The organism is Massilia sp. 01N410, assembly GCF_056399665.1.
The window spans coordinates 241,062-262,298 of sequence record NZ_JBFTRV010000007.1 but is presented as its reverse complement, the minus strand read 5'-3'; the positions used below and the strand labels follow the sequence as shown (position 1 = coordinate 262,298).

Annotated in this window: 21 protein-coding genes; 5 read left to right on the top strand and 16 right to left on the bottom strand. The window is 65.9% G+C overall.

The window, feature by feature from the left end:
• Window positions 1–199 precede the first annotated feature (199 nt).
• The 4 genes from AC1DOP_RS12465 (at window position 200) to lpxO (ending at window position 2,903) form a co-directional block, all read left to right on the top strand.
• Window positions 200–1,132, top strand: a complete 933-nt coding sequence (locus AC1DOP_RS12465) for a class I SAM-dependent methyltransferase (RefSeq protein ID WP_477251447.1) — start codon at window positions 200–202, stop codon at window positions 1,130–1,132.
• Between the two features lie 185 nt (window positions 1,133–1,317).
• Window positions 1,318–1,518, top strand: coding sequence for a hypothetical protein (locus tag AC1DOP_RS12460; RefSeq protein ID WP_442121338.1), 201 nt, complete (start codon window positions 1,318–1,320; stop codon window positions 1,516–1,518).
• Window positions 1,519–1,642: 124 nt separating this feature from the next.
• Window positions 1,643–1,870, top strand: a complete 228-nt coding sequence (locus AC1DOP_RS12455) for a DUF6139 family protein (RefSeq protein WP_442121339.1) — start codon at window positions 1,643–1,645, stop codon at window positions 1,868–1,870.
• A 133-nt stretch (window positions 1,871–2,003) separates the two neighbouring features.
• Complete coding sequence (gene lpxO / locus AC1DOP_RS12450) at window positions 2,004–2,903, top strand: lipid A hydroxylase LpxO (RefSeq protein WP_442121340.1); 900 nt, start codon at window positions 2,004–2,006, stop codon at window positions 2,901–2,903.
• 70 nt (window positions 2,904–2,973) lie between these two features.
• Here lpxO and AC1DOP_RS12445 read toward each other — a convergent pair whose 3' ends face one another.
• The 6 genes from AC1DOP_RS12445 to AC1DOP_RS12420 form a co-directional block, all read right to left on the bottom strand.
• The gene (locus AC1DOP_RS12445; RefSeq protein ID WP_442121341.1) at window positions 2,974–4,284 is read right to left on the bottom strand and encodes an acetate kinase; all 1,311 of its coding nucleotides are present in this window, start codon (window positions 4,282–4,284) and stop codon (window positions 2,974–2,976) included.
• 129 nt (window positions 4,285–4,413) lie between these two features.
• Window positions 4,414–4,917, bottom strand: a complete 504-nt coding sequence (locus AC1DOP_RS12440) for a hypothetical protein (RefSeq protein WP_442121342.1) — start codon at window positions 4,915–4,917, stop codon at window positions 4,414–4,416.
• Window positions 4,918–4,928: 11 nt separating this feature from the next.
• Window positions 4,929–5,618, bottom strand: a complete 690-nt coding sequence (locus AC1DOP_RS12435; protein ID WP_442121343.1) for a C39 family peptidase — start codon at window positions 5,616–5,618, stop codon at window positions 4,929–4,931.
• Window positions 5,615–6,004, bottom strand: coding sequence for a hypothetical protein (locus AC1DOP_RS12430; protein ID WP_477251443.1), 390 nt, complete (start codon window positions 6,002–6,004; stop codon window positions 5,615–5,617). The genes AC1DOP_RS12435 and AC1DOP_RS12430 overlap by 4 nt, the downstream gene beginning before the upstream one ends.
• 116 nt (window positions 6,005–6,120) lie before the next feature.
• The gene (locus AC1DOP_RS12425) at window positions 6,121–8,364 is read right to left on the bottom strand and encodes a hypothetical protein (RefSeq protein WP_442121345.1); all 2,244 of its coding nucleotides are present in this window, start codon (window positions 8,362–8,364) and stop codon (window positions 6,121–6,123) included.
• A 285-nt stretch (window positions 8,365–8,649) separates the two neighbouring features.
• On the bottom strand, window positions 8,650–9,984 hold the full coding sequence (locus AC1DOP_RS12420) for a sigma-54 dependent transcriptional regulator (protein ID WP_442121346.1): 1,335 nt from the start codon (window positions 9,982–9,984) through the stop codon (window positions 8,650–8,652).
• 319 nt (window positions 9,985–10,303) lie between these two features.
• Here AC1DOP_RS12420 and AC1DOP_RS12415 point away from each other — a divergent pair, with 319 nt between their 5' ends.
• Window positions 10,304–10,753 carry a pyridoxamine 5'-phosphate oxidase family protein gene (locus AC1DOP_RS12415; protein ID WP_442121347.1) on the top strand — a complete coding sequence of 150 codons (450 nt, stop codon included), beginning with the start codon at window positions 10,304–10,306 and terminating at the stop codon, window positions 10,751–10,753.
• Window positions 10,754–10,765: 12 nt separating this feature from the next.
• Here AC1DOP_RS12415 and AC1DOP_RS12410 read toward each other — a convergent pair whose 3' ends face one another.
• From AC1DOP_RS12410 to AC1DOP_RS12365, 10 genes are all read right to left on the bottom strand, one after another.
• Window positions 10,766–12,736 (bottom strand): peptidase U32 family protein, encoded by a 1,971-nt coding sequence (locus AC1DOP_RS12410; RefSeq protein ID WP_477251439.1) that lies wholly within the window; start codon window positions 12,734–12,736, stop codon window positions 10,766–10,768.
• A 93-nt stretch (window positions 12,737–12,829) separates the two neighbouring features.
• Entirely contained in the window at window positions 12,830–13,081 is a 252-nt protein-coding gene (locus AC1DOP_RS12405) for a DUF6582 domain-containing protein (protein WP_477251437.1), read from the bottom strand.
• A gap of 17 nt (window positions 13,082–13,098) precedes the next feature.
• Entirely contained in the window at window positions 13,099–15,384 is a 2,286-nt protein-coding gene (locus AC1DOP_RS12400; RefSeq protein ID WP_477251434.1) for an FdhF/YdeP family oxidoreductase, read from the bottom strand.
• Window positions 15,385–15,472: 88 nt separating this feature from the next.
• Window positions 15,473–15,823: a hypothetical protein gene (locus AC1DOP_RS12395; protein WP_442121351.1), complete on the bottom strand. Its 351-nt coding sequence runs from the start codon at window positions 15,821–15,823 to the stop codon at window positions 15,473–15,475.
• A 48-nt stretch (window positions 15,824–15,871) separates the two neighbouring features.
• Entirely contained in the window at window positions 15,872–17,275 is a 1,404-nt protein-coding gene (locus tag AC1DOP_RS12390; RefSeq protein ID WP_477251432.1) for a serine hydrolase domain-containing protein, read from the bottom strand.
• Window positions 17,276–17,283: 8 nt separating this feature from the next.
• Window positions 17,284–18,192: a DUF2145 domain-containing protein gene (locus AC1DOP_RS12385; protein WP_477251430.1), complete on the bottom strand. Its 909-nt coding sequence runs from the start codon at window positions 18,190–18,192 to the stop codon at window positions 17,284–17,286.
• Window positions 18,192–18,656, bottom strand: a complete 465-nt coding sequence (locus AC1DOP_RS12380; protein ID WP_477251428.1) for a hypothetical protein — start codon at window positions 18,654–18,656, stop codon at window positions 18,192–18,194. Before AC1DOP_RS12380 ends, AC1DOP_RS12385 begins: the two co-directional genes overlap by 1 nt.
• Window positions 18,657–18,779: 123 nt before the next feature.
• A complete protein-coding gene (locus AC1DOP_RS12375; protein WP_477251426.1) occupies window positions 18,780–19,568 on the bottom strand; it encodes a transporter substrate-binding domain-containing protein in 789 nt (262 codons plus the stop codon).
• Window positions 19,569–19,579: 11 nt separating this feature from the next.
• Window positions 19,580–20,506, bottom strand: coding sequence for a glycosylasparaginase (locus tag AC1DOP_RS12370; protein WP_477251424.1), 927 nt, complete (start codon window positions 20,504–20,506; stop codon window positions 19,580–19,582).
• On the bottom strand, window positions 20,503–21,237 hold the full coding sequence (locus AC1DOP_RS12365; RefSeq protein ID WP_477251422.1) for an amino acid ABC transporter ATP-binding protein: 735 nt from the start codon (window positions 21,235–21,237) through the stop codon (window positions 20,503–20,505). Before AC1DOP_RS12365 ends, AC1DOP_RS12370 begins: the two co-directional genes overlap by 4 nt.

Sequence of the window (21,237 nt, the reverse complement as noted above, 5' to 3'; positions counted from 1 at the left end):
CTGACGCCTTCATACTAGCACTGCCATTTGCGGCTGCAAAACAATTCTCCTTGAATGAAGAAGGCGGCGCCCAAACTGCCAAACTGGACCGGAAACCGCCGTCATCTCGAGGCATCGCACAAACTGTTTCTTGAAGATAATTCAGCCGTAGACTAACCATGGCACCGGCGGGACCGCGGAGCTGACAACAAGGAACAACATGCTGAACGAACGCGAAATCGAGAGCTGCTACCTGGGACAATTCATTCCGGTCCATTACCACCACAATATGCTGATGGACCAGAATCGCATGCACGGCTTCAAGTCGGCGATTTTCCACGCCGTCAAGCCGGGCGCCAAGGTCCTGGAACTGGGTGGCGGCACCGGCGTGTTGTCCTTTTTTGCCGCGCAGGCCGCCAGCAAGGTGTACTGCGTCGAGTTCAACCCGGACATGGTGCGTGAGGCGCGCAAATTCCTGGCGATGAACGAGAACGGCCACAAGGTCGAGGTGATCCACGCCGACGCCTCCGAGTACCTGCCGCCCGAGCCGGTCGATGTCGTGATCTGCGAGATGATCCATGTCGGCATGGTGCGCGAGAAGCTGGTCGAGGTGATCGAATCCTTCAAGCGCCGCTACCTGGCGCGCTTCGGCGGCCCGCTGCCGGTGTTCCTGCCGGAAGCCGTCATCATGGCGGTCCAGCCCCTGCAGCAGGAATACGACTTCGAAGGCTTCCAGGCGCCGATCGTGCAATTCCAGGCGACCAATGCGGTCTATCCGGGCACGGTGGAGCTGGCCCAGCCGGCCGTCTACAGCATCCTCGATTTCAAGCAGCCGGTCGACTCCCTGATCGCCTGGGAAGGCCGTTTCCAGGTCGAAAAGGCCGGTCGCCTGAACGCGCTGCGCTTCATCACCAAGAACGTGTTGTACATCATCGAAGAGCAGGGAACCACGGTCGACTGGCTGAACCATTACATGATGCTGCCGCTGGCGCGGCCGCTGGATGTGCGCGCGGGCGACGTGGTGCAAGTCAGCTTTGCCTACCGCTGTGGCGGCTCGATCCCGTCGCTGGAAGCGTCGATCCAGGCCGAGCTGGTGGCGCGGTTTGAAGAGGAAGCGGTTCGCGAGCAGGCCGGCGCGGCAGCGTACGCCTGAGCCGCCGCCGGGGCGTCCGGTCCGGCGCCATGGAAAACGGCCCCGCCTGGGGCCGTTTTCCATTTACTCCCGCTTTTCTTCCGTTTATCCCCGCTGGCTGCTTTTCATCGCATCGGGATTGCCCCCGCGCCGTCTTGTCATTACAGTCACAGCATCGACGTCACTTCTCACCGAAGGAGCGAACAATGCTCGGATTTCTCGCCTGGTTGCTGCTGCTGTTCCTGTGCTGGCCCGTGGCCCTGCTGGCACTGTTCCTGTATCCGCTGGTCTGGCTGATTCTGCTGCCCTTCCGCCTGGTGGGAATCGGCGTGGAAGCCGTGTTCGAGCTGCTGCGCGCCATCGTGATGCTGCCGGCGCGGGTGCTGGGGGCGTCGCCGGGCCGTTGAGCGCCAAAAAGTTTCTTGTCTTAAAGCCAGTGTGCGTCGATTAACAGACTGTGCTCCGCCCTTCGCCTATCGTGGGCATACTGATGGCTTGAGTCCATCAGCCATGCTTTGAAAGGAAACGACTATGCGCCTGGATATTTACCGCAGAGCCGAACAGGACGGCAAGTTCTCGTACCTGGCGGTGCCCGAAACCCGCAACATCCCCGAGGAAGCCACGAATACAGACTGGGAAGTCGAAGCCCGTGCGGTCGAGGTGGACGACGACGCCCAGCAGATCGACGACTACGATATCCAGAACCTCTCCGGCCAGCTGGCCGAGAAAGGTTACGCTGTCACCTCAGTCATGCACTGACCCTGTAGCCGGTCCACGACAAGTCGCAGCCTGACGCCGGCATCTCCGCCGCATACGGGGAGGGCCGGCGGGCGGCTGCGCGTCGCATATGGTATCCTTGCGCTCCGTTCAGACAGGTGCAAGTGGAGGCGTAATGAAGTGGGCAGTCGTGGGTTTTCTCATCCTTTCCGTGCTGCATATTCATTTCCGCGGTAAGGTCCGCCTCCCGTTCGGCCGCCAGCTGTTCGACCATTCGTCGTTCATGGCACCGATCAATATCTTCATGCACCTGTTTTCGCGCGTGCCCAGCACGCCCTACATTCCGGTGCGCGAATTCCCCGAACTCGAGGTCCTGCAGCGGAACTGGCAGGTGATCCGCGAAGAGGCGCTGAACCTGGTGGCGCTGCAGAAGATCAAGGCCTCCGAAGAGAACAACGACGCCGGCTTCAATTCCTTCTTCAAGACGGGCTGGAAGCGCTTCTACCTGAAGTGGTACGACGCCAGCCATCCGTCGGCCCAGCGCCTGTGCCCGAAGACTTATGCGCTGCTGCAGGGGATCCCGTCGGTGAAGGCGGCCATGTTCGCCGAACTGCCGCCCGGCGCGAAACTGAACCCGCACCGCGACCCCTTCGCTGGCTCGATGCGCTACCACCTGGGCCTGGCCACGCCGAACGACGACCGCTGCTTCATCGAAGTCGACGGCCAGCGCTACAGCTGGCGCGACGGCCAGGGCGTGATCTTCGACGAAACCTTCATCCACTGGGCCGAGAACACCAGCGGCCAGGACCGCGTGATCCTGTTCTGCGACGTCGAGCGCCCGCTGCGCTTCCGCTGGGCACAGGCGGTCAACCGCTGGCTGGGCCGCACCATGATGACGGCCGCCGCCTCGCCCAACGAAAGCGGCGACCAGACCGGCCTGGTGAGCAAGCTGTTCCGCATCTCCCACGTGATGGGCCAGTACCGCCGCCGCTACAAGGCCTGGAACAAGAACGCGTACAAGGCCACCAAGGTGCTGCTGATCGTCGGCCTGGCTGCGCTGATCTACTACATCTGATTCTTGCTCTTCATAAAAAACGGCGCGCCAGCCCGCGAGGGCGGCGCGCCGTTGCCGTTCATGGAGCGCTTCAGAACGAAAATGGAACCCTGACCATCAGGGTAACGTCCGGCGTGTCGCGGGTCAGGCCGGCGCCGACCGAGACGTTGAGGGTGCGTTTGTCGCTGAGGCGATACGAGTAGCCCAGCAGCAGCGTGCCGAGCTGGATGCGCACCGAACCCGGCACCACCTGGCCACCCTGGCGGGTGCGCGCCACGGAATTGTGGTCATAGCCGATGCTGAACGAGGCCTTTTCGTTGAGCGCCAGGCCCATGCCGAAGTTGAAGCCGAACACATCGCCCGGTTTCACGTCGCCCAGGAATTCCTTCGCGCCGTTCTGGACGGTGCGGTAGACGTTGCCGCGCCTGAAGTTATGGGTGTAGCTGAAGCTGCCGAAAAAGATGGCCGGGTCGGACGGCATCAGCCACGTCACGCTTGGCTGCAGCGAATAGAAGCCGGAGCCGGTCGGCAGGTCGAGCGGCAGGCCGGTGCCGGTGACGTTGTCACCCACGCAGCGGGTCTGGCAGTCGGTCACGACCTGGAAGGGATCGCGGCCGGTGCGGGTCTTGAAGCGCAGGCCGGCGATGTAATACGGCTTCTCGACGCCGCCTTCGTTCAGCTGGTAGCGCCAGCCCAGCTCGATGTCGCCGATCGCCTTGCCGCTGGTTTCGAAGGCGCGTTCGGCCGCGGTGCCGGTGAACAGTTCGCGGCTGACGGTGGCATCGCTGCGGTAGACGTAGGGAATCTTGGCTTCCAGCTCGAGGCGGTTGTCGAAGCCGTAGCGGAAGGTGGCGGCCGCGGTCGTGGTGTTGCGCTTGACTTCACGCACGTCCAGCAGGCCGATCAGGAGCGCGGGAATCACCGTGTAGCCGACCAGGGCCACGCGGTTGCTGGACGAATAGCCGTACTGCACCGAGGGCTCGAACACCATCTTGCCGCGCGGCGTCAGCACGCCCGGGCTTTCGAAGATCGGCGCCACCTGCGGTGCGCGCGCGGCCTCGCTCGGCGGACGGCCGACCGCGTTGCCGCCGTTGACCGGCTGCGGCGAAGGCGGCGGCGCGCCGCCGTTGTCTGTCTGCTGGCCGGTGTCGGCGACCGCGGCCGCGCCGGTGCCGCGCAGGCCGTCCAGCGAGGTGCGCGGCGCGGCGGCCGGATCCGGCGCCTGTCCGTTGACGGGCGCCGACAGCGGCGACGGCATCAGCACCGTGGCTTGCGGCGCCTGCTGCGGGTTGCCGGTGCCGCGCAGCTTGTCGAGCTGGGTCGGCTGAGCGACCCCGCTCGCGCGCAGTTGACGCTCCAGCTCGTCCACCCGGGCGCGTTGGTCTTCCAGCTGTTGCCGCATGATCTTCAGCTGTTCCAATAGATCAGGCGATTGAGCGCCTGCAGGGAAGGCCGCAAGGATGAGACTGACCCCAATCGCAGTGGACAGCGCTGGAAGCTTTTGCATATTTTTCTTCTCCGTGTTGTACCGTCACCTTCCTGTGACAGCGGTGTTTAAGGCGTTCGCGAGCGTGGACTGGAAATTCATGGTTTGCAGTAGTCCGCGCGCGTCGACGCTGGCGTTGATGATGGTCTGGCTGTTGATCAGCTGGTTGTTCAGGTTGTTCTGGATGAAGGTTGCGCCCAGCACGTCCTTCCCGAGCTGGAGGTTGGCGGTGCCGACGCCGTTCTGGATCAGGTTGACCTGGCCGGCGGTCTCGGCCGAGACCCTCGACATGCCGCTGGTCAGGGTGCCGAGGTCGCCCAGGTTGAGCTGGCTGCGTTGGGCGACGTTGCCGTTGATGGTGACGATGCGTTCGATGCCCAGCGAGACGATGAGGCCGCCAGGCATCTCGAAGCCGCCGCGCAGGTCGTCGAGAGCGGCCGGGTCGACCGCCTGCGCGGGGTCGAAGGCAGGCTCCGGTGCGCCCGCCAGGCCCTGGCCGGCGCTTGCGGCGCTGGCCAGCAGCAGGCAGATCTTGACGGTGAGGCGCATGGTATCTCCTCTTAAAAATCGGTCGGGCCGAACTTCGGCAGACTCAAGTTATCGATGCCGGTCCGGTTCACCGCGTCGCTCAGCGGCGCGCGCGGTGCGGCGCGCCAGTCGGCGGTGAGATTGAATTGGGGCCGGGACGGCGCGTCGTGGATCACGAACAGCAGCCGGCTCGGCCAGATGGATTCGAAATGCTCGCGCGTGATCGCGCGGGTGCCGCTGGACGGATCACCCAACAGGATGCGGCCATCCTCGGCGCCCTTGACGACGACGAAGTGGTTGTAGCCCCGCTCGGAGATCAGCACGATGGCCGGCACCTTGGCCTGGATCAGCTTGTCGATCGGCTGGCGGAAGCCGTCCGCCTTGAAGCCGATCGAGGCCAGGTAGCGCTGCATGTCGAGCAGCGAAAAGCCTTCGCGCCGGATCTTCTGCTGGTCGCCTTGCTCCCACATGGCCTGGAAGGCCGTGGTCTCGCTGATCGGGTAGCCGTAATGGTGGGTCAGCAGCGTGGCCAGCGCCGCCGAGCCGCAGCTGAAATCGTACTGCTGGCGGGTGGTGGAGATGAACTTCAGTTCCTTCAGGCTGTGCACGGGAATGTTAAAACGGACGCCACCCGCGATCGGCAGCTCGGCCGCGTTCACGCAGGTGACGCCCATCAGTGCGCACAGCAGCGCATTTAGCAGATGCGGGGCGCTACGCTTCATTTGAAGTGCACATTGATGACGGTGGAACTCTGGATCAGCACGTTGGCTCCGCTGTTCTGGATCACGACCGGGATGCCGGACATGTTCGAGAACGCCCCGGAATCGATCACGTTGCCTCCGGTCGAGACGTTGATGGCGCTGTTGCCCGTCACGACACCATCGAGCTTCACGTCGTTCTTGGTTTCCGCACCGCCGCGCGACTGCTCGAGCTTGCCGAGGTCGGCCGCCGGGCCGAAATCGAGGCTCAGGCCGGACCGGGCCGGGGCTGCCGCTTCGGGCCTGGCCTCCTGCCTGGCCGGCGGCTGGGCTACCCCGTCCTGGCCGGCCTGGGGCTCGCCGGCCCAGGCCGGAGACACCAGCAGCGTGAGCGCAACGATGCTGCACATGCGCCGGACGACTCCCTGCTTGAATGATTGCTGCATTCTGTACCCCCGTTTGCTCTGCTCCTGGCTAGGCAACCGCCGCGCCCGAAGGCGCGGCAGCCGCTTCGCCGAGGCCCCGATTACTGGCCGCCGACCTTCATGTTGCTCTGGACGTTGACGCTTTGCTGGACCAGAGAGGAGATGCCGGTGTTCTGGCTGATGACCATGATGCCCGCCGCATTCTGGCCGGCGCCGCTCATGTTGTTCGACATGTTGAAGGTGCCGGCATTGACGCTGTTCGAGCCGCCGTTGCCGCCTGCACCCGCGCCGCCCGCACCGTTGGCGCCATAGCCGGTGGTGATGGCAGCCAGGTCGCCGCCACGGCCGCCGGTGCTGGTGCCGCCAGCACCGCCTGCGCCGCCAGCGCCGCCGGTCGAGCCGCCGTTGGTGGCTGCGCCGCCGGTTGCCGCACCGGAGGCCGAGGAGCCGCCTGCGCCGCCTGCACCTGCGGTGTTCGAAGCCGAACCGCTGGCTGCACCGTTGCCGCCTGCCGCACCTGCGGCACCTGCCGCACCCGCGCCGCCCGCACCGGCAGTCGAGGTGCCGCTTGCGCCGGCTCCGCCTGCACCCGAAGCGCCCGCAGTGTTGCCGGCACCGGCGCCGCCGGTGCTGGTGTGGCCCGCACCGGCGCCGCCGGTGCCTGCGGTAGCGTTGCCGCCCGCTGCGCCGGCGCCTGCGGTGTTGGTGGCCGAGGAGCCTGCGCCGCCTGCTGCACCTGCGCCGCCTGCTGCGCCGGCACCGCCGGCTGCACCCGCGCCGCCAGCGCCGCCGGTGCCGGCCGCGCCGCCAGTGGTGGTGCCGGCAGTGGAGGTGTTGGCGCCCGAAGTCGCAGTACCGCCGTTGGCGGTGCTGGCGCCGCCGGTGGCGTTGCCGCTGGCACCACCGGTGCCCGGATTCATGTCGGTGCCGCCCGCAGCGCCGCCGGCGCCGGTCCTGGCCCAGCCGCCGGCCGACCGGGTTGCGCCGGTCGAGGCGCTATTGTCGCCAGTCGACGAGCCTGCATTGCCTGCGTTGCCGCCGGCACCTGCGTAGCCGCCGTTGCCACCTCCACCTCCGGTACCGCCATTGCCGCCTGCCGCGCCGCGACCGCCGTCGCCGCCCGAACCGCCGGTCGCCATGCCGGTACGGCCGCCGTTGCCGCCGTCGCCGGCCCATGCGCCACCGGCATAGCCGCCGTTACCGCCCGAGTTGCCGCCGGCATAGCCGCCGTTGCCGCCCGAAGCGCGGCCACCGTTGCCGCTGTCGCCGCCGTAGCCGCCGTTGGCCGTCGAACCACCGCCGTTGGCACCATTGCCGCCCGCGCCGCCGTAGCCACCCGAGCCGCCCGCGCCGCCGGCGCCGGTGGTCGAGGCAGCGCTGTTGCCGCCTGCGCCGCCCCTGCCGGAGGTCGACTCGCCCGAGGTGGCGCCGCCGGCATTCGCCGAACCGTTGGTGGCATAGCCGCCAGCCGCACCGCGGCCGCCGTTGGCATCGCCAGCCGAGGCGCCGGCGCCGCCGGTGGCGGTCACGCCGCCAGCCGAGCCCCGGGCGCCTGCACCGCCGTCGCCGCCGGCGCCGTTGGCGTCGCCGGTGTTGCTGGCGACGTTGCCGATGCCGTTCACGTGGTTGTTGGCCACGGTGCCGGTCAGGTTCGAGGTGGAGTTCGCGGTCGAGGTGTTGTAGGCGTTCGACATGTTCGAGGTCGCGTTGCCGGTATTCGAAGCAGCAGCGCCCGCGGCCGTAGCGCGCGCGGCGCCGTTCCTGCCGTTGCTCTGGTCACGGTTGTCGTGGGTGCTGTTGTCCGAATTGTCGGTGGTGCTCATGTCGCGATTGTCGTTATTCGAATTACGCATGCTCATATCGCGCGAATCGCTCGTGTTGTTCGAGTGATTCGTGCTCATGTTGCGGTTGTCGTTGTTCGAATCACGGGTGGTGTTGGTCGTGGTAGTACGGGTGTGGTTGGTACTGTTGTTGCTGCTGTCGCTGGTGTTGTGGCTGTTGTTGGTGCTGTTGTTGCTGCTGTCGCTGGTGTTGGTGCTGTTGTTGCTGTTGTCGGTGTTGGTGTTGGTGCTGCGGTTGCTGTTGTCGGTGTTCGTGGTATTGGTTGTGGTATTGGTGCTGCGGTTGCTGTTGTCGTTCTGCGACCCATTGAGGCTGCTGTTGCTGCGATTGCTGCTGTCGGTATTCGTTTGCGTCCACTGGCTGTTGTCGGTGTTGTTGGTCGTGTTGGTACGAGTCGTAGTCTGCGTAGCAGTGCTACCGCCGCGGGCCACATTGGAATCATCGGCTTGCGCGCTCAGCGAGAAAGCGAGCGAGATGGCGGTCACGAGCAAAGTCTTGTTCATTCGATTTCCCCTCTGGGTCTGATTGGTTGGTGACAGGTCGGCCGTATCGCCGACTCATTTGTCTAATGCACAACCAATGCCAGCTTCACTGTACTGTTCGCTAAGTCTATGTTTTTGTTGACTTTGTCCGTATCGTCCTACGACGTCGTCAGAATTTCTCTGGCACGATTTGCCGAATTTATCGACAAACTGTTTCAAGCTTGGTACAGAGGTGTCAACTTTGGTACGGCAACGAACCTACCGGTGCTGACACCTGTGTCACTTTTTGTTACAGATGAACCGCGGTCACGGCCGCATCCCGTGCTTGCTCAGCAAGCGGTACATCGTGGTGCGGGACACGCCAAGGTCGCGCGCCGCTCGGCTGACGTTCTGCCCGCTGCGGTCGAGGCAGTCGCGCAGGGCGACCCGCTCCGACCGCATGCGGGCATCGTCCAGCGCGGCCGGCGTCGGCGCCGGGATCCCGCGGCTCAGGCCAAGGTCTTCCGGGGTGATCAGGCGCCCGTCGGACATCACCATCGCGCGCCTGACGCGGTTGATCAGTTCGCGCACGTTGCCGGGCCAGTCATGGTCGAGGATGGCGGCGATCGCGCGCTCCGAGAAGCCCTTCAGGCGCGGCGCCTTCTCGCTCGAATAGATGTGGAAGAAGTGTTCCGCCAGCGCGACGATGTCCTCGCGCCGCTCGCGCAGCGGCGGCACCGTCACCGGCAGCACGGCCAGGCGGTAGTACAGGTCTTCGCGGAAGTCGCCCTTGGCCACCGCCTGCTGCAGCTGCACGTGGGAGGCGGCGATGACGCGCACGTCGACGCGGATCTGGCGGGTGCTGCCGACCCGGCAGATGGTCTTCTCCTGCAGGAAGCGCAGCAGGTTGGCCTGCAGGTCCTTGGGCAGGTCACCGATCTCGTCGAGGAAGAGAGTACCGCCGTCGGCCGATTCGATCAGTCCGGCCTTGCCGCGCGTCGCGCCGGTGAAGGCCCCGCGCTCATAGCCGAACAGCTCGGAGTGGATCAGGGTGGGTGAGATCGCCCCGCAGTTGATCGGCACGAACGGGCCGGCGGCGCGCTCGGACTGGGCGTGGATGGCCTGGGCGGTCAATTCCTTGCCGCTGCCGCTCTCGCCCCAGATCAGGACCGGCGCGGCCACCTTGGCGACGCGGTCGACCTGGGCCCGCAGCCGCACGACCGCGTCGCAATGGCCGATCAGCGGCGAGTCGGCGTGGGCATGGTCGATCAGCTGCTGGCGGCGGCGCTTCAGCATCGCCCAGCCATGGGCGTGGCCGAGGGTGTGCGACAGGCGGACCGGATCGACCGGGGCGGTGTGGTAGTCGCACAAGTGTTCGACCACCAGGTCGCGGCAGGGCGTCGATTCGAGGTCGCGCGGCCTGAACACGCCGACCCACTGCATATGGCTGTGGCGGCGCAGGAAGCCGTCGACTTCGCTCGGGCGCTGCTGTTCGCGATCGTGCACCAGCAGACCGACAAGGTAATGGCTGTTTCGTAGTTCCCGCCCGGCATCGGCGAGGCTCGTGACGCTGCAGATCTCCCAGTCCGGCATGGTGTCGCGCAGCAGCGCGCCGGCATCCATATGCTCGGGGGCGATGCACAGCAGGCGTTTATGTGCCATCTATCCTCCATGTAAAGCGGTCGGCCGGTCCCCTCACCACGGCTGACATGCATGAAGACCGGCGCAACTGTCCCGTAGAGTGTAACTATCTGTAAGAAATTGAGTAGTTCAATAGCCCACGGGAAATATTTATTCGTCAATTGACGTTTAATCAATATTATGCCGGGCGTTTCTGAACAGTGGCGGACGATACAATCTACGCGTTCAGAGAGAAAAGGCATGAACCCCCTGCGGGGTGAGATTTCCTGTTGGTATCTTGTGGTTACAAATCCGACCGTTGGCAGCGCCCCTCCGGCCGCGAAATTGTGAAGGAGGTGTGATGGATAAGATACAGAACGACTTCGTCCTGCGGGTGCTGGACACCGCACAGGACCTGACGCTCGCGACCATCCGCCCGGATGGCTATCCGCAGGCGACCACCGTCAGCTTCGCCCACCGGGACATGACGATCTTCGTGGGCATCGGCAAGGCCAGCCAGAAGGCGGAGAACATCCGCCGCAACGGCAAGGTGTCGCTGACGGTCAACCTGCCGTACCACGACTGGCGCGAGATCCGCGGCCTGTCGATGAGCGCCACCGCCGAGCTGCTGGACGACCCGCAGGAAGCGGCGATGGCGGCCGCCTGCCTGGAACAGCGTTTTCCGGCGGTGCAGGAATGGTGCGGGCCGGACATGTCGCACGAAGTCGCCTTCGTGCGGATCCGGCCGCAGATGATGTCGGTGATCGACTATTCGAAGGGCTTCGGGCACACCGAGCTGGTGAGCCCCTGACATGGCCTCGTTTCAGGCGCGCGGACGCGTGCGGTGGAACACCAGGGGGCTGTAGGGGATCGCCGAGGGCGGCGGCGAGTTCAGGATGTGCGGCTTCATCGCGCCGATGATGTGCATCTCGCAGGGCTTGCAGTCGAACTTCAGGGTGTAACGTTCCTCGCCGCTGACCAGGGTCATCGGTTCGGCCTTGACCTGGCCCTGCACGCCTTGCACGCCCTTGGCCTGCTTCGGGCAGAGGTTGAAGGAGAAGCGCAGGCAGTGCTTGGTGATCATCAGCGAGACGTCGCCCGGCTCCTCGTGCGCCTCGTAGGCCGCGGCGATCAGCTGCACGCCGTGCTTGCGGTAGAAGGCGCGCGCCTTCTCGTTGTAGACGTTGGCCAGGTAGCTGAGCTGGGCTTCCGGATAGACTGCGGGCGGCTCGACCGCCTGGGCCCGCTCGGGACGCTGCCAGCTCGCCAGGCGCGCCGCTTCATGGGCGGCAACCGCGTCGCGGCGCAGCGCGTTGATGGCGCTGGAGGGCACGAACCAGGGCTGGGACAGCTGCAGATCGATGCCGCGGGCCTCGAACATGGTGTTGCCGAGCTTGCCCAGGCTGGTGCGCAGGCCTGCTTCGGCCTGTTCAGCCTGCTGGGCCGGCTGCAGCGCCAGCGCCGCGTCGTGATGGCTCGCGATGCCGTCTTCGTCTGTAATACTCAGGCGCAGTCCGTTCGGTAATTCCGATAATTTCAAGTCGACCGCCACCCGGCGCTCCGACGATTTCCTGTTCAGCGCCGCTTCCCACTGGTGATCGCGGTTGCGGCTGATGGCGGTGCCGACTTTCAGGCCCGGCAGGCTCGACACCGGCTCGTTCGGGAACACGCGCCAGCGCTGGCCTTCGGCATCCTCGCCGAGTTTCTGCACGGTGTTCGCCTGGATGCCGACCGTCTCGCGCTTGTGCATGTAGTTCAGGCCGTCGCCATTCGCCATCGGCTCGTTGGTGACGAGGTCGAAATTGTCGCCGCCGATGCGCGCGACGGTTCCCAGCTCCACGCCCACGTACTTGGGCGAATCGAAGGCGCCGATGGTCTGCTGGCGGCCCTGGGCGAAGTAATCGGTGTGGCCGCGGTGGAAATTCTTGTCGACGTCCGGCGTGAACAGCACCTTGGTACGCCCACTCGAGGCGCGCGCCAGTTCGGGGCGGCGCTCCAGGATCTCGTCCAGCAACAGGCGGTAGTGGGCGGTGATGTTCTTCACATAGCCCATGTCCTTGTAGCGTCCCTCGATCTTGAAGGAGCGGATGCCGGCGTCGACCAGGGCCTCGAGGTTGCGGCTCTGGTCGTTGTCCTTCATCGACAGCAAATGCTTTTCGAAGGCGACCACGCGACCCTGGCCGTCGGACAGCGTGTAGGGCAGGCGGCAGGCTTGCGAGCAGTCGCCGCGGTTGGCGCTGCGGCCGTTGTCGGCGTGCGAGATATAGCACTGGCCCGAGAAGGCCACGCACAGGGCGCCGTGGATGAAGTATTCGAGCGGCGTGTCGACCTGCGCGCGCACCGCCTTGATCTGCTCGATGGTCAGCTCGCGCGCCAGTACCAGCTGGGAGAAGCCGACCCGGGACAGGAATTTCGCCTTCTCGACCGTGCGGATGTCGCACTGGGTCGAGGCGTGCATCTGGATCGGCGGCAGGTCCAGCTCCAGCAGGCCCATGTCCTGGATGATCAGGGCGTCGACGCCGGCGTTGTAGAGGTCCCAAATCTGCTGCCGGGCGGTCTCGAGCTCCGCATCGTGCATGATCGTGTTCATGGTCACGAAAATGCGCGAACGGTAGCGGTGCGCGAACTCGACCAGGGCCGCGATGTCCTCCAGCGGATTGCTGGCATTGTGGCGGGCGCCGAAGGCCGGGCCGCCGATGTACACCGCGTCGGCGCCGTGCAGGATGGCTTCGCGGCCGATCTCGGCGGTTTTGGCGGGGGACAGCAGTTCGAGCTGGTGGGCGAGCAGTGACATGGGCTTTCCTGGCTAATGACGCAGGTCCGGGGACCGAAAGGCGGAAATTATAGCCAGATCAAGGGTTTATGTCACCGCCGGTCGAACGTGGCGCTAGTGTTTCTTGCTCTTGCCGAGCTCGCGCCAGCTGTTCTCGTTGACCTCGACGCCGAATTTCCTGGCAGCCGAGCGGATGCGTTCCCATGCCTCATCCCGTTCGTGGTCGGTCACACCCTCCACCTGGTCGAAGCGGGCGATGGCGTTGCGTACGTGGCTCGCGTCTTCCAGCGGCTCCTTGCGCTGCTTGGGAAACGCGAACTCGCGGCCGGACATCTCGTTCCGGTCTTCCTGGTCGATCTTGCTCATGATTCCTCCTCAGATTTTCATCGCGCCGCTTCGATCCGCACCGCGATCGACTTCGCGGCCGGCACGTAGCTCTCCTTCGCATGGTGCCAGAGCGGGATCAACGGGTTGCATTCGGGATAGTAGCCGGCGATGCAGCCCGGCGGTATCGGGTATGCCATCACCTTCAGGCCATCCACGCGGCGCTCGACACCATCGTCGGTAACGGTATGGACGCTGACGCGGACGCCGTCTTCCAGGCCGCGCGCTTCCATGTCGGCCTTCGACATGAACACCACCATGCGGTCGCCTTCGACGCCGCGGAATCGGTCGTCCAGACTGTAGATCGTGGTGTTGAACTGGCCGTCGCTGCGCACCGTGAACAGGCGCAGGGTGCCGGGGCGGTCGGGCAGGTCCGGATCGACGGTCAGGCTGTCCGGCACCGTGAAATTCGCCTTGCCGGTCGGCGTGTTCCACTTGCGCTTGGCGGCCGCCACCGGCTTGCGGAAGCCGCCCGGCGTCCACATGCGCTCATTGAAGTCGTGGAAGATTTCCGGATAGGTGGCGGCGATGGCGTCGCGGATCTTGCCGTAGTCGGCTACCCAGGCATCCCAGTCGACCTTCGGATTGGGATCGAGCACCGCCTTGGCGAGGCCGGCCACGATGGCCGGCTCCGACAGCAGCGTCGCCGCCGCCGGCTCGGCCATGCCGCGCGAGCCGTGCATGCAGCCGGTCGAGTCTTCCATCGACACCGCCTGCTCGACGCCATCCTGGCGGTCGATCTCGATCCGGCCCAGGCAAGGCAGGATGTAGGCGGCCTGGCCGTGCACCAGGTGGCTGCGGTTGAGTTTGGTCGAGACCTGCACCGTCAGCGGCAGCGCGCGCCAGGCGGCGTCCATCCTGCCGTGGTCGGGTACGGCCCGCACCAGGTTGCCGCCCAGGCTCACCAGTGCCTTTACCTTGCCGTCCTGGATGGCCTTGCAGGCCTCGACCGTGTTCATGCCCTTGTCGCGCGGCGGTTCGAAGCCGTACAGCTCCTTCAGCTTGTCGAGCGGCGCCAGCTCCGGCTTTTCCGTGATGCCGACCGTGCGCTGGCCCTGCACATTGGAGTGGCCGCGCACCGGGCAGATGCCGGCGCCCGGCTTGCCGATATTCCCTCGCAGCAGGAGCAGGTTGACCAGCATCTGCACGTTCTGGACACCGTTGCGGTGCTGGGTCAGGCCCATGCCGTAGACGCCGATCACGGCATTCGAGGCCATGTAGACACGCGCGGCGTCGCGGATGTCCGCACGGTCGAGGCCGGACTCCTGCTCGATCTCCTGCCAGGTCGTGGCGCGCACCTTGTCCGCGAATTCGTCGAGACCGTGGGTGTGTTCGGCAATGAAAGCCTTGTCGAGGGCAGGCGCCTTGCCCTGCTTGGCCGCGGCATCGTCCGCTTCGAGCACCGCCTTGCACAGGCCCATCAGCGCGGCCGTGTCGCCGCCCGCCTTGAGCTGGTGGTACTGGGTGCTGATCGCCGTTTCATGGTGAGTCAGCATCTCGGTTGGCGATTGCGGGTTGATGAAGCTGACCAGTCCGCGTTCGCGCAGCGGATTGAAGGTGATGATCGGCACGCCCCGTTTGCGCGCGTCCTGCAGCTGGTGCAGCATGCGCGGGCTGTTCACGCCCACGTTCTGGCCGAAGAAGAAGATGCAGTCGGTGCGCGCGAAATCGTCCAGTACCACGGTGCCGATCGGTACGCCGATGCTTTTCGGCAGCGCGACCGAGGTGCTTTCGTGGCACATATTCGAGCTGTCCGGCAGATTGTTGTTGCCGTACATGCGCGCCAGCAACTGGTACATATACGAAGTTTCCAAGGAGGCGCGGCCGGAGCTGTAGAACACCACGCTCTTCGGGTCCAGCTTGCGCAGCTCGGCGCCGATCTCGCTGAAAGCCTGTTCCCAGGAAATCTCGACATACTTGTCCGAGGCGGCATCGTAGCGCAGCGGCACGGTCAGGCGGCCGGCGTCTTCGAGATCGTGGTCATGCCAGCGCTCGAGCTCGCGCACCGTGTGGCGGGCGAAGAAATCCGCGTGGACGTGCTTGCTGGTGATTTCCCAGGCCGTTGCCTTGGCGCCGCTCTCGCAGAATTCGGCCGGATGCGGATGCGCCGGCTTGGCCCACGAGCAGCTGACGCAGGCAAAACCGTCGGGCTTGTTCTGCTTGAGCAGGAGTGCGGCCCGCTGCGGCGGCACCCTTTCCTCGAGCAGGATGCTGCCAACTTCCTTCAGGGAGCCCCATCCGCCGGATGGAATGCCGGGTTCGTGGCTGCTGCCTTCCTTGTCCATTCTGGTCGCCCTCGATGACGCGCCGTCGAAACGCGAAGCCGCCAGCATAGGACCGTCGTGCGGAGCCGTCTGTTCGGAAGTTCACATGTCAGGGGTTGACCATCGCCAGTAATTCGCTGCGGTCGTCCGCGCGCTGGCACTGGGCGGTGGTGCGGTCCCACAGCAGGAACATGCCGTAGGCCCAGTTGGCCACCAGTTCGCCCTCGGAGGCCGGCCTGGCGGCCGCGCCATCCGTCAGGCGCAGGATCTCGGCGCGGGTGAGGGCGGTCAACTGCTCGTAGTTCCAGTCGTCCTTCGGCATCATCTTCTGGCGCGCCCGGTAGCGGCGGGCCCGTTCGGCGTCGCTGAGCTTGTCGGCCTTGGGCGGGCGTCCGCGCTTGCGGGCCGTGGCGGCCTCGAGAGACAGTTCGATGGTGCGTTGGTCTTCCGGTTGTTTCATGGATGTGAGCGCTTGACAGGAAGATCACATTATTCGTGATGCGTTACGTTAAGGCAAGCTGCACTGCGACATTCCGTGACGCGTCACGATCGCGCCGCAGTACAAGGCGTTGGTGATGCGCTCCTGGAAGCGCGCCTCGGACGAGAATTGGCCGGGCTGCCGGTCCGGATCGGCGCCGACGCCGGTGCTCACGTAGATCATGCCGTCATTCGTCGATGGGTCGAACACGAACAGCGCGTTCAGGCCCCAGGACCAGCCGAGGTGGCCTATGCCCTTGAAGCCGCCGTCCTCCACCAGGCGGTCGCCGCCGGCATGGCCGTCCTTGACGATGCTGGTATCCGTAAATTGCTGGTTGCCCAGGCCCCAGGCGTGGTAGAGGCCGCGATAGCTGCCGCCGTCGCCGTTGGCGCTGCCGTTCGCGCCGCCCGCATGCAGGGTCCACTGGCGGCTGAACATGGTGTCTATCGTCTGCGGCGCCAGGATCTGCTTGCCGTCGAGTTGGCCGCGCTTCATCAGCATCAGCATGATCTGCGCCAGATCGCCGGTCGAGATACGCAGACTGCCCTGCGGGCCGAAGATCGTGCCGTTGCCGCCTGCCTTGTAGGCAGCGAGGCCCGGCGGCGCGGCTGGCGCCTCGTTGCCGAAATCGTCCGCCTGGGCGATCCACGGGCCCTTCGGGTCCCAGGCCTCGTCGCCATCCTTTTCGCGCTTGCGGTACAGGGTCGCGACGTCGTCTATTCTCGCCGGCGCAAACTCGGCCAGGTAGAAGCCGGCCTTCAGGCCCATCGGATCGAAGATCAGCCTGCGCATCAGCCGGTCGAAGCGCTCGCCGGTAGCGGCCTCCATCACGGTAGCGATCAGGCCCCAGTTGAAATTCACGTACTCGAACCAGGCGCCTGGCGCATGCGCGCCGTCCCACATCGCGCCCTTGCCGTACTGGCGGCCGCCCGGCAGCAGCACGTCCTTCAGGTCGACTTCCGGAGCGAACTTGAAGCCGCCCTCGTCGCGCAGCGAGGACGTGTGCGTGAGCAGCATGCGCAGGGTGATGGGCTGGTCCGGGAAATGCGGATTGCGCAGCCGGTAGCCGAGCGTGTCGCCGATGTCCGCGTCGAGCTGGAGCTTGCCTTGCTCGACCAGCTTCATCGCGCCCAGTGCCGTCACGAATTTCGAGACCGAGGCGATGCGGAACATCGTGTCTCCGTCGATCGGCTGGGCCGGTTTACCGCCGCCGGCCAGACGCTTGCTGCCGAAGTGCTGGCGGTAGGCGATTTCCCCGTGGCGGATCGCGACCACGGACAGGCCCGGGAGCGGCATGGCGGGGTCGTCCGCGATGGCTTGCAACTGCCGCGTCAGGGCGGTCGCCCGGGGTTCGGGCAGCGGCGCTGCCGGGGCTGAACCGGCGACGATCGTGACGGAAGCGGCGAGCATGGCGATGATTTTCTTGTGACGCATCACGTTAATCAGGAGTCGAAAGGAATCACTTCATCGTCGGGCATCGGCGTGCATCCCGGCCCCAGGGCTTCCCAGCCGCGGTGCACGACGATGTGGCGGGTGTCGTGGCACAGCTCGATCCTCCGGGCCTGCGGCGCGCGGCGGCGGACGAAGTCCTCGATCGATGAGGGCACGCTGACATGCAGCGCCAGCGCGTAGATGTCGTCGATCGGGTGGTCGTCCACGTGCAGCAGCGGCACGAACTGGCCGGCGAACATCAGCCAGTGCGAAGGCACCTTCACCGGCCCGGCCGTATAACCCTGCTCGCGCAGCCAGGACTGCGCACGCTCGCGCGCGGCCTGCCGATCGTGGAGCCCGCCCCAGGCGCTGGCCAGGATCTCGGCCACCCACTGGTTGCAGTTCTGGTAGCGGGTGCCGAAGGCGTAGGCGTTGGCGCTGTAGCGGCCGGCCAGCAGGGCCAGCGCCAGCGGCTTGTCGCGCGCGGCCTGCTCCAGGCGGGCGCCATTGCCGTCGTCGAGGAACACCAGCGAGACGTGGCCCTGGCCCGGCGCATCGGCACCCAGCGCGAAGCCGGCCACGCCCTGGTCGAACAGGCGCGGCCGCGCCTCGTCGCAGGCGTAGTACAGCTGGCGCACGGTCCAGGTGCCGTCCCTGTCGTCCTTCAGCGCGACGCCGGCGTGCGAATACAGCAGCTTGAAGCGGCTCAGGTCCAGTCCCGCACGCGAGATCAGCGCGACGCCTTCGCCGGAGTGGTCCAATTCCCGCTTGACGGTGCCGGCAAAGCGCAGCACACGGTCCTGTTCGGCCGCGCCGACTTCCTTGCCGCGCTCGCAGAACACCGGCATGCCGGCCCAGGCGCTTGCGCTCGCGCCGAGGCTCAACGCGGCCAAGCCGATGGCCGCGAGGCGGGACAGCATCAGATGGTGACCTGGCGCGAATTCAGTTCGCGGTACCAGTCGTCCTGCAGGGCCAGGAAGAAGGGCTGTTTCGTGTCTGCGTGGGCGAATTCGTAGCCGTACACGCGCTCGTTCACGTGGACGATGGCGCCGGCATCGACGGCACGTGCGGCCAGGGCGCGGTTCGGCAGGTCGAGGGTGAATTCCTGGGCCGGCGTTCCGGCGACCGGACGCAGGGTCAGGCGCGTGGTCTCGGCCTTGCCCGGCGCCTGGGCGATGTCGATCACCTTGTAATCACCGGCGGTGACGCGGCGATCGCGGTTCGAACTGTTGCTGGAGCCGCCGATCGAGTCGGAGATGCTGGCGCTGGAGGCCGAGCCGGCGCTGGAGGCGGAGGAGGCGACGCTGTCGGCGTGGGCCGGGATGGCGCAGGTGGCGGCCAGTGCGGCGATGGCGAGAGCTTGGCGGAGTGAGGAGCTGGTCATGTCTGTTCTGGAATCAGTTTGAATAGCGCATATCGTACATGCATAAGGCCGAGCTGCCCAGCGTACCGCCGGTCATTTTCGTGACGCATCACGGCATGTTGCGCCGGCCTTACGCTTGCGCCGTCACTGCGCCGCCAGCACCGGCGGCACCACCTTGGCACCCCACCACTTCTTGTAGTTGGCGGCATACGCCCCGGACTTGACGTAGTTCGCCACAAACCCATTCACGAACTTCAGCATCTCCGGTTCGCCCTTGGCCATCGCGATCCCGATCGGCGTATTGCTGTACATCGCAGGCAGTGTCTCCAGTTGATCGTTCTTGCTGGCCAGGTAATCGAGCAGTGAGGAATCCTCGATACCGGCGTCGACACGCTTCTGCTGCAGCAGCAGGACGCCGTCCGGCGCGAAGTTGTCGGTGTAGACCGGCACGGCCTGCGGCGCCGATTTGCGCAGGAAGGCGTCGGCCGTGGTGCCGCGGCCGACCACGACCCGCTTGCCGTTCAGGTCCGCCAGCGTCTTGACGTGGGCGCTCTTCTGCGCGATCACGCGCAGGCCGGCCACATTGTAGGGAATCGAAAAGTCCACCACGCGCGCGCGTTGCGGCGTGATCGAGACATTCGCCACCACCAGGTCGAGCTGCTTCGACATCAGCATCGAAATGCGGGCGTCGCTGGAGACGTCCGAGAAGCGCACCGGCACGCCGAGCTTCGCGGCCAGGGCTTTGGCGACGTCGACGTCGTAGCCGACCGGCTCATTGGCGGCGTTGCGAAAACCCACCGGCTCGCCGCCCAGCGAGACGCCGATGCGCACGTAGCCGCGCGCCTTGATGTCCTCGATGCGGCCGGCCATGGCGGCGCTTGCGGCCAGCATCAATACCGCGGCGGCGGCACAGCGTGTCAGGATTGGCTGCATGTTCTGTCCTTTCAGGGTTTGAGGGCCGATGCGAGGCGCAGCTCCGGCGCGCCCATGCGTTCGTCCCAGTACCAATAGCGTATCTCTTCGTCGCAGCGGAAGTTGAGCACCCGGTGATTGCCGCTGGCGTCCATCGCGTGGATGACGACGCCGGCCAGGAAGCCGGTCTTCAGCTCCGCCAGCTCCTCCACGGCCAGCTTGACCGCGTCCTCCAGGCTGTGGCCGAGGCGCAGCGCCAGCACGATGCTGCGCGAGGTCCCGCAGCGCATCGTCATTTCGCCGGTGTGGGTGCAGGCGGCGGCGCCGTAGCGGCTGTCCGCATAGAAGCCCGCGCCGGGAATCGGCGAATCGCCCAGGCGCCCCGGATACTTCCACGCCCAGCCGGAGGTCGAGGTGACGACGCCGATATTGTCGCCGGCATCGCGGCCCAGGAAGACCGTGGTGTCGCGCACGCGTTCGGGGTCGGTGATGGTATTGCTGAGCGGGGCCAGCGGAATGTCGGGAAAGGCCGCCAGCTGTTCCGGCGACATCTCCTTCTGCAACCGCTCCCACCAGACGCGCTTGCTGTCCGGGTGCAGGACTTCGTCGACATCGAAACCGCGCTCGGTGGCGAAGCGGCGCGCCCCGGCGCCGGTCAGCATCACGTGCGGCAGGTGCTTCATGACTTCGTGGGCCAGCCTGGAGACGGGCAGGGTGCCTGGGACCGCGCCGACCGCGCCGACCTCGCGCGTGGTGCCGTCCATGACGCCGGCGTCGAACTCCATCTCGCCGACCATGTTCGGCCAGCCGCCGTAGCCGACGCTGCGGACCTTGGCCTCGCGCTCGACCTTGGCGATGCCACTGACCATCGCATCGATGCCCGCCCCGCCTTGTTTCAACAGCTCGACGGTGGTGTCGAAGCCGGGCCAGGCTTCGGCGTTCGCTAACAGCATTCTCATGATTTGCTCATTTTCGATAAAAATTGGGCGATGCGCGGCTGCGCCAGGCCGCCGTCCTCAGCGAAGAATTGCGTGGTCGGCAGGTCGGCCAGCAGCCGGCCCCGCTCGAGGAACACGATGCGATTGGAAATCTGGCGCGCGAACTCGATTTCGTGGGTCACGAACAGCATCGTGGTGCCGTTCGCCGCCAGCCTGGCGAGGATGGACAGCACTTCGGCCGTCATCTCGGGATCGAGCGCGCTGGTGACTTCGTCCAGCAGCAGGTAGCGCGGCTTCATCGCCAGCGCCCGGCAGATGCCCACGCGCTGGCGCTGTCCGCCGGAGAGCTGGGCCGGATAGGCGTCGGCGCGTTCGAGCAGGCCGACGGAGGCCAGCAGCTCGCGCGCCTCGTCCTCGGCCTGGCGGCGCGGCACTTTCAGGACTTCGATCGGCGCCAATGTGATGTTCCGCAGCGCCGTCATGTGCGGGTACAGGTTAAACAGCTGGAACACGGTGCCGCAGCAGCGGCGCGCGAGCCGCAGCTGTTTCGGATCGTCGACCCGGTGTCCGTCGACGGAAATCATACCGCCATCGAGCTTTTCGAGGCCGTTGATGCAGCGGATCAGCGTCGACTTGCCGGACCCGCTGGCGCCGAGGATGGACACCACTTCACCCGGCGCGATGCGCAGGTCGACACCGTCGAGTACCGTGTTGCTGCCGAAGCGCTTGGCCACGCCTTCGATATGAATCAC